Below are 8,693 nucleotides of genomic sequence, written 5' to 3' on the forward strand. Positions count from 1 at the left end.
ATACCCGTGCAGCAACTGAATGACCTGCTGACGCACCCTGTTCAGATCAGCGCCCAGCTTCACCAGCACCTGCGCCGCGACACCCTCACCCTCCCGGATCAACCCCAGAAGAATGTGCTCGGTGCCGATGTAGTTGTGCCCGAGCTGCAACGCCTCGCGCAGCGACAGCTCAAGAACCTTCTTGGCCCGCGGCGTGAAGGGTATGTGTCCCGACGGCGCCGACTGCCCCTGACCGATGATCTCCTCGACCTGCTGGCGCACCCCCTCGAGACTGATCCCAAGACTCTCCAGAGCCTTGGCCGCCACACCCTCACCCTCATGGATCAAACCAAGAAGAATGTGCTCGGTACCGATGTAGTTGTGGTTGAGCATCCGAGCCTCTTCCTGGGCAAGGACGACAACCCGCCGCGCACGGTCGGTGAACCTCTCGAACATCTGCACTCCTCGCTGCGGCGTGACCTACAATCGGAGTCTCCACTTCGGTTACAGGCTATGAAGCGGCGATTCCGGATGTCAATCGAGGCGTGGGGAGAGCCGAGGGATGCCGATGGACCAGCGCGTTCCCGAGCAGGACGCCTCCGGAGAGCCGGCCAGGACGATGCGCGCCGACGCCCAGCGCAACCGTACGCGCATCCTGGAGGCCGCCGAGACCGTCTTCGCCGCCAAGGGTCCCTCCGCCTCGACCGAGGAGATCGCCCAGAAGGCCGGTGTCGGAATCGGGACCGTCTTCCGGCACTTCCCCACCAAGGAGTCCCTGCTCAAGGCGATCATGAACGCGGTCGCGGTCAGGCTGGCCGAGGAGACCAGGGCGCTCGCGGCCCAGGGCGACCCCGCCACCGCCTTCTTCACCTTCTTCACCCGCACGGTCGAGCAGGCCGCGGAGCAGAAGACCGTCGTCGACCTGCTCGCCCAGGCCGGCATCCCGGTCACCGTCGCCAAGCCCGTCCTCGCCCTGCGCGAGGCCGTCGAGGTGCTCGTCGGCAAGGCCCAGCAGGCCGGGGCCGTACGTTCCGACGTGCGGGTGCCGGAGATCATGGCCCTGCTGATCGGCGTGTGCCAGGCGTCCCTGCACACCCGGCTGGAGCCCGATCTGCGGGCCCGTACGCTCGCGATCGTCTTCGCGGGCCTGCGCCCCGCCGCCGCGACCGGCTGACCCCCGCCTCCCGGCCTTCGCACAAAACCGCAGCTCATCGGCGTGGCGGGCACGCGGTGTGAACCCTCGCGTCCCATAACCGCAATGATTGGCTGCGCACGGTGCGGACGAACCCGTCGATGGGGAGGGGTCGGAGGCGCCGCGCAGCGGTCACCGTTGTCAGAGAGGAGACGACGTGCGGCGCCAGGACGAGGCCGAAGATCTGGTCCAGTTGCTCACGCCCGAAGGCGAGCGTGTCGCGCACCCCGAGTACGACCTGGACCTGTCGAAGAGCCAGTATCGGGGGCTCTACCGCGACATGGCGCTGGTACGCCGGATCGATCGGGAGGCCTTCGCTCTCCAGCGCCTCGGCGAGCTGGGAATGTGGATCCCCTGTCTGGGGCAGGAGGCCGCCCAGATCGGCTCGGGCCGGGCGCTGGCTCCGGACGACCACGTGTTCCCCTCCTATCGGGAGCACGGCGTCGCCTGGTGCCGGGGCATCGCCCCTCTCGAACTCATGGGCATGCTGCGCGGCACGACGAACGGCGGCTGGGACCCCCGGGAGACCCGCTTCCACCTCTACACGATCGTCCTCGGCGCGCAGACGCTGCACGCCGTGGGGTACGCCATGGGGGTACGCAGGGACGGCGACGACTCGGCCGTCGTGGCCTATTTCGGCGACGGCGCGGCGAGCGAGGGGGACGTCAGCGAGGCGTTCAACTTCGCGGCCGTGTTCGACGCGCCGGTGGTGTTCTTCTGCCAGAACAACCAGTGGGCCATCTCCCACCCCGTCGGGCGGCAGAGCCGGGCGCCGATCTACCAGCGCGCGCGGGGCTTCGGCTTCCCCGGCGTACGGGTGGACGGCAACGACGTGCTGGCCTGCCTCGCCGTGACGAGGGCCGCGCTGCGGCACGTACGCTCCGGGGGCGGGCCGTTCCTCATCGAGGCGCACACCTACCGGATGGGCCCGCACACCACCTCCGACGACCCTGGCCGTTACAGGCCTGCCGAGGAGGTGGACGCGTGGCGGAAGAAGGACCCGATCGCGCGCCTGCGGGCCTACCTGCTGCGGGAGGGCATGGCCGACGAGGCGTTCTTCACCGAGGTCGACGAGGAGGGCGACCGCATGGCGCTCGAACTGCGCGACGGGGTCATCACCATGCCGGACCCGCCGGTGGACGCCATGTTCGACCACGTCTACGCCGGCAGGCACGCGCTGGTGGAGGAGGAGCGCGCCTGGTACGCCGCCTACCTCGACCGCTTCGAGGAGCCCGGCGCCTGACCCGCGCCCGGCGCAAGGACCTCAGCCGGCGCGGTGAGCGGCCAGGCGGAACGAGGCCGTCTGATAGCGGACCGGGTGCGGCATGCCGATCCGCACGGGTACGCCGGGAGACGCGTACACGAGCGGGCCGTGGCCGGGCGTGGGAAGGCCGGCCGCTTCGAGCAGTCCCTGCTCCAGCCCGGCGAGCCGGGCGCGGTGCAGGGGCCAGCGCGGGTGTTCCACCTCCGCCGTCGCCAGACGGCCCGCGACGACCGTGAACAGCCGGTAGCGCTCGACCAGGAAGTCCGCGAGCCCGTCGCGCTCGGCCTCGGTCATCGCAGCGCCGAGGTCGACGTCCGCGTCGCAGCGCGCCCCGGCGGGCCCCGGCCACCGGCGCCGGCAGCGGTAGCGGCGCCGCGCCCCCTCGCCGGTCACGGACATGTCCGACCAGTAGTACGGCAGCCGATACGTGGCCCGGGCGCCCAGCACGGCGGGCAGTCTCCCGGCGTCCAGCGACAGGAACCACAGACCACCCCTCCCCCTGCCGTCCCTGACGTACGTACGCACGTTGGTCTCAGGGAAGCGCGACAGCCACGGCAGCGGCGGCAGGCCGGGCGCCCGCACGTCGCGCATCAGAAACGGCGTGAGCCCGACGTACGCGGACCCCTCGTAGGCGTCCGCGGTGAGCCCGTCCGGCAGGAACGCCTGCACGAGCTCGGGTGGATACCTCCAGTGGATGAACGTGATGTCGGCCCAGTGGTGGTGCATCACCGGACGCTCGACCCGTCCTGCCGTCAGGGAGACCATGCCCGGGTTGCTACCCAGGAGACCCATGACGGCACGCGCCTGCGGATGGCCGGCAGCCGGCGCAGGCACTTTCGCCTTTTGCGAGGGAAAGTTATCCAGTTCTCACATAACTATCTTCACAAGTAGGCAAAAGAAGCCTACGTTCGGTGCGATCACCTGCTTCGAGGTCGATCTGTGAAGCGGGGGTCACGCGCCCGGGCCCGTGCCGGGCGCACCGCACGGACGAAAGGAAACCTCCGCCATGCCCCCCAGGCGGCCGACCGATCGCGCAAGAAAACGGATCGCGCAGACCTGCGCCTCACTCCTGGCCTTCACAGGCCTGACCGTCCTCACCCCGGCCGCGCCCGCACAGGCGCACGCGGCGCCCATCGACGCCTCCGACTACCAGCGCGTGGAGCTGGCCAGGGGCGCCGCCGAGATGGGCGAGCCGATGACGATGACCGTGCTGCCCGACCTGTCGGTGCTGCACACCGCTCGCGAGGGCGTCCTGCGGCGCACCGACGCGCGCGGCGACACGACCGTGGTCGGCACGCTGAACGTCTACAACCACGACGAGGAGGGGCTCCAGGGAGTCGCCGCCGACCCGGGCTTCGCGACCAACCGGTTCGTCTACCTCTACTACGCTCCCCGCCTCACCACCCCTGACGGCGACGCTCCGGCCACCGCGTCCGACTTCTCGGCCTGGAAGGGCGTGAACCGGCTGTCCAGGTTCACCGTCAAGCCCGACTGGACGCTGGACAAGGACAGCGAGGTCAAGATCCTCGACGTGCCCGCCGACCGCGGCATCTGCTGCCACGTGGGCGGCGACATGGACTTCGACGCCGCGGGCAACCTCTATCTCTCGACCGGCGACGACAGCAACCCCTTCGACTCGTCGGGCTACGCCCCGATCGACGAGCGGCCCGACCGCAACCCGGCGTACGACGCCCAGCGCAGCGCGGGCAACACCGACGACCTGCGCGGCAAGATCCTGCGCATCAAGGTCAAGCCGGACGGGACCTACGACATCCCCGAGGGCAACCTGTTCCCTCCGGGCACCCCGGACACCCGGCCCGAGATCTACGCCATGGGCTTCCGCAACCCGTTCCGGCTGAGCGTCGACAAGGCCACGGGCGTCGTCTACGTGGGCGACTACGGCCCCGACGCCGGCACCACCGACCCCAACCGGGGGCCGGGCGGCCAGGTCGAGTTCAACCGGGTCACCCGCCCCGGCAACTACGGCTGGCCCTACTGCACGGGCACCAACACGCCGGTCGAGACCTACAACGCCTTCGCCTTCCCCTCCGGCCCCTCCGGGGCGAAGTACGACTGCGCCGGCGGCCCGGTCAACGCCTCCCCGCGCAACACCGGGCAGCGTACGCTGCCGCCCGCCCAGCCCGCGTGGATCAGGTACGGCGGCGACGCCGGCTCGCCGCCCGAGTTCGGCGGCGGCTCCGAGTCGCCCATGGGCGGGCCGGTCTACCACTACGACGCCGCACTCGACTCGGCGGTCAAGTTCCCGCAGGACCTGGACGGACACCTGTTCGCCGGCGAGTTCGGCCGCAGGTGGATCAAGGCGATCGACGTGCAGGCCGACGGGACGCGCGGCGACATCGCCGACTTCCCGTGGACCGGCACGCAGGTGATGGACCTGGCGTTCGGCCCGGACGGCGCGCTGTACGTGCTCGACTACGGCACCGGCTACTTCAACGGCGACGCCAACTCGGCGTTGTATCGCTTCGAGTACATCAAGGGCCGTGACCGTTCCCCGGTCGCCGTGGCCAAGGCCGACAAGACCTCGGGCAAGACGCCCCTCACCGTCACGTTCTCCTCGGCCGGCTCCGCCGACCCCGAGGGCGCCACGCTCACCTACGCCTGGGACTTCGGCGACGGCACCACCTCCACGGAGGCGAACCCGGTCAAGACCTACGACGAGGACGGCACGTACACCGCGACGCTGACGGTGCGCGACCCCGGGGGCAACAGCGGCAGCGCGAGCGTGGTCGTCACAGCGGGTAACACCGCGCCGGCCGTAACCATCGAGACACCCACGGCGGGCAGCCTGTTCCAGTGGGGCGACTCGGTCCCCTTCACGATCAAGGTCACCGACCCCGAGGACGGCGACGTCGACTGCTCGAAGGTCAAGATGACCTACGTGCTGGGCCACGACAGCCACGGCCACCAGATCTCCTCGAAGACCGGCTGCTCCGGCGAGCTGACCATCCCGGTCGACGGCGAGCACGACGACGCGGCGAACATCTTCGCGGTGTTCGACGCCGAATACACCGACAAGGGCGGGCTGACCACCCACAGCCAGCACATCCTGCAGCCGCGGCACCGCCAGGCCGAGCACTACGCGGCCTCGCAGGGCGTCAACCCGATCGCGAAGAGCAACGCGCACGGCGGCAAGACCGTGGGTGACATCAACGCCGGCGACTGGATCTCCTTCACGCCCTACGAGCTGACCAAGGCCAAGGGGATCACCGCCCGTGTCTCCTCCGGCGGGAAGGGCGGCACCATCGAGGTGCGCGCGGGTTCGCGGACCGGCACCCTCCTGGGCAAGGTGAGCGTGCCCGTCACCGGGAGCTGGGAGACGTTCACCGACGTGTCCGCGCCGCTGTCGAACGCCCCGGCCGGGACGACCGAGCTCTCCCTGGTCTTCCAGGGCCACGACGGCGCGCTGTTCGACGTGGACGACTTCACGCTGACGGCGGAACCGCCGGCCGGCGGGAGCCCGGCGCCGATCGTCGGCGCCGCCGGCCTGTGCCTCGACGTCGCGAACGCCGACCCCGCCAACGGAACCAAGGTGCAGCTCTACGAGTGCAACGGGACCGGGGCGCAGGTCTGGACCGTAAGCGGTGACACCCTCCGCTCGCTCGGCAAGTGCCTCGACGTGTCCAACGGCGGCACCGCCGACGGCACGCGGGTGCAGATCTGGGACTGCGTCTCGGGTGTCGGCGCGCAGATCTGGACCGTCGGCACGGACGGCACCATCAAGAACCCCCAGTCGGGCAAGTGCCTCGACGCGACCGACCCCGCCCAGATCGTCATCAGGACGTGCGACGGCCGCGACGCGCAGAAGTGGACGACGGCGACCCCGGGCGGCGCCGAGGGCGAGGTCCTGGTCTTCTCCCGTACGGCCGGCTTCCGGCACGACTCGATCCCGGCGGGTGTCCAGGCCATCAAGGACCTGGGCTTCACGGTCACCGCGACCGAGGACCCCGCCGTCTTCACCACCGAGAACCTGGCGAAGTACAAGGCCGTGGTGTTCCTCAGCACCACGGGCGACGTGCTGAACGACGCCCAGCAGGCGGCCTTCGAGGCGTACGTCAAGGCGGGCGGCGGCTACGCCGGCATCCACGCCGCGGCGGACACCGAGTATGACTGGCCGTTCTACGGCGGCCTGGTCGGGGCGTGGTTCGCCTCGCACCCGGCCGTACAGCAGGCGACGGTGAAGGTGGAGGATCGGGCCCACCCGTCCACCGCCCACCTCGGCTCGACGTGGACGCGCACCGACGAGTGGTACGACTACCGGACCAACGCCCGCAGCACCGCGCACGTGCTGGCCACGCTCGACGAGAAGTCGTACTCGGGCGGGAAGATGGGCGACGACCACCCGATCGCCTGGTGCAAGGAGTATCAGGGCGGCCGGTCGTTCTACACGGGCGGCGGGCACACGGCGTCCTCGTTCTCCGAGCCGGAGTTCCGGCAGCACCTGCTCGGCGGCATCAGGTACGCCATGGGCGACCTCAAGGCCGACTGCCGTCCGGAGAGCGGCTACACGACGCTCTACAACGGCGGCACCACCGGCTGGCAGCAGGCCGGGCCCGGCGGATTCACGGACGCCGACGGCACCCTGACCTCGCACGGGGGCCTGGGACTGCTCTGGTACAAGGCGAAGGAGTTCCACTCCTACTCGCTCAAGCTCGACTGGAAGATGCGCGGCGACGACAACGCGGGCGTCTTCGTCGGCTTCCCCGCCTCCGACGACCCCTGGTCGGCGGTCGACAACGGCTACGAGATCCAGATCGACGCCACGGACACCCCGGACAAGACGACCGGGTCGGTCTACGGCTTCCAGTCGGCGGACCTCAAGGCCCGTGACGCCGCCCTCAACCCGCCGGGCCAGTGGAACACCTACGAGCTCCGCGTGGAGGGCGAGCGCCTACAGATCTTCCTGAACGGCGTGAAGATCAACGACTTCACCAACACCGATCCGAAGCGGTCCCTCCAGCAGGGCTACGTGGGCATCCAGAACCACGGGGACGGCGACGAGGTGGCGTTCCGGAACATCCGCATCAAAGAGCTCGGCCCGGCGGAGGGCGACGTCACCGTCCAGGCCGAGAGCTGGACCGAGGCGAACGGCGTCGACACCTACCCCCACACCCCCGCGCACGGCGGCACCGTGCTCGGCTACGTCAACCCCGGCGACTGGGCGGCGTACGACGGCGTGGACCTGACCGGCGTCACCCGCTTCACGGCCCGGGTGGCCTCCCCCGACCCCAGCGGCGGCTTCGAGATCCGGGCCGGTTCCCCGACCGGCCCCGTGCTCGGCAGCGTCACCGTTCCCAACACCGGCGGGTGGGAGTCGTACGCGGACGCCTCCACGGCGCTCACGAACGTCCCCTCCGGGAGCGTGAAGCTCTATCTGGTGTTCACCGGGGCGAACTTCGACGTGGACGACTTCACGCTCGTCCGCGGCACGAAGGAGGTCAAGCTGACCGTGACGGCCGCGCCGCGCTGCATCGGCAGCTCGGTGTACCTCGCCGTGACGGCGGTCAACGACGGCGACGCGCCGGCCACGATCGAGCTGAACACCCCGTTCGGCAAGAAGACCGTGGCCGACGTCGCTCCGGGCAAGCAGGCCTACCAGTCCTTCAACACCCGGACCGCCCAGATCGACGCGGGCACGGTCACCGTGACCGGCGCCGCGACGATCGGCGGCAAGCAGGTCACCTCGTCCTACGACGCGGCCTACTCCGCGGCCGCCTGCCGCTGAACCGCCAACACGGGCCGGCCGGACAGCCGGCCGGCCCCGCCCCCATAGATGGAGCGATTCCCATGAGAATGACCACCCGGATACTCGCCGCGTCGGTGCTCGGCGTCGCGCTCGCCGGGGCCGGCGTGGCCGGTCCCGCGCTGGCCGACGACGACCCCGCCACCGGCGGCGTGGATGTGTCGGTGAACATCCAGCCCACCACCACCCCCGGCCAGCTGTCGATGACCGTGGCCGACAACAACGGGGTGTCCCTGCAGGAGAACGGCTCCGACGCCGCCGCCCGCCAGTTCACCGGCACCCTGCCCACCGTCACCGTCACCGACACCCGCACCCCCGAGGAGATCCCCGCCGGCGAGTACTGGGCCGTCGTCGGCCAGGCCAGCCAGTTCGTCGCGGCCGACGACCCGGCCAAGACCATCGGCCCCGAATACCTCGGCTGGAAGCCGCACCTGATCAGCGACTCCTCCACCGGCGCGGTCGCCGCCGGCGAGCCGGTCTCCAGTGTCGTCTCCGAC

At 70.4% G+C, this 8,693-nt stretch carries 6 protein-coding genes; 4 read left to right on the forward strand and 2 right to left on the reverse strand.

From position 1 onward, the window contains the following. The coding region (locus BXA11_RS40745) for a Clp protease N-terminal domain-containing protein (protein ID WP_280175329.1) at nucleotides 1–435 on the reverse strand (435 nt) is incomplete at its 3' end. 112 nt (nucleotides 436–547) lie between these two features. On the opposite strand from BXA11_RS40745, the gene BXA11_RS40750 reads away from it, so the two are divergent. Together BXA11_RS40750 and pdhA are read left to right on the forward strand one after the other, a co-directional pair. Beyond that, entirely contained in the window at nucleotides 548–1,153 is a 606-nt protein-coding gene (locus BXA11_RS40750) for a TetR/AcrR family transcriptional regulator (protein ID WP_076443298.1), read from the forward strand. A 175-nt stretch (nucleotides 1,154–1,328) separates the two neighbouring features. Beyond that, nucleotides 1,329–2,414: a pyruvate dehydrogenase (acetyl-transferring) E1 component subunit alpha gene (gene pdhA / locus BXA11_RS40755; RefSeq protein ID WP_083744958.1), complete on the forward strand. Its 1,086-nt coding sequence runs from the start codon at nucleotides 1,329–1,331 to the stop codon at nucleotides 2,412–2,414. A gap of 21 nt (nucleotides 2,415–2,435) precedes the next feature. Here pdhA and BXA11_RS40760 read toward each other — a convergent pair whose 3' ends face one another. After that, a complete protein-coding gene (locus tag BXA11_RS40760) occupies nucleotides 2,436–3,200 on the reverse strand; it encodes a YqjF family protein (RefSeq protein ID WP_204054137.1) in 765 nt (254 codons plus the stop codon). Between the two features lie 241 nt (nucleotides 3,201–3,441). On the opposite strand from BXA11_RS40760, the gene BXA11_RS45695 reads away from it, so the two are divergent. Together BXA11_RS45695 and BXA11_RS40770 are read left to right on the forward strand one after the other, a co-directional pair. Continuing rightward, nucleotides 3,442–8,178: a ThuA domain-containing protein gene (locus BXA11_RS45695; RefSeq protein WP_076443296.1), complete on the forward strand. Its 4,737-nt coding sequence runs from the start codon at nucleotides 3,442–3,444 to the stop codon at nucleotides 8,176–8,178. Between the two features lie 62 nt (nucleotides 8,179–8,240). Then, on the forward strand, nucleotides 8,241–8,693 hold a 453-nt coding region (locus tag BXA11_RS40770; RefSeq protein ID WP_143734821.1), incomplete at its 3' end, for a hypothetical protein.

This window comes from Microbispora rosea (genome assembly GCF_900156315.1).
Lineage (GTDB): Bacteria > Actinomycetota > Actinomycetes > Streptosporangiales > Streptosporangiaceae > Microbispora > Microbispora rosea.

Bases quoted from the DNA above. Each gene is read 5' to 3' on its own strand.
- BXA11_RS40750 (WP_076443298.1), top strand. From the start codon at position 548: ATGGACCAGCGCGTTCCCGAGCAGGACGCCTCCGGAGAGCCGGCCAGG.
- BXA11_RS40760 (WP_204054137.1), bottom strand. From the start codon at position 3,200: ATGGTCTCCCTGACGGCAGGACGGGTCGAGCGTCCGGTGATGCACCAC.
- BXA11_RS45695 (WP_076443296.1), top strand. From the start codon at position 3,442: ATGCCCCCCAGGCGGCCGACCGATCGCGCAAGAAAACGGATCGCGCAG.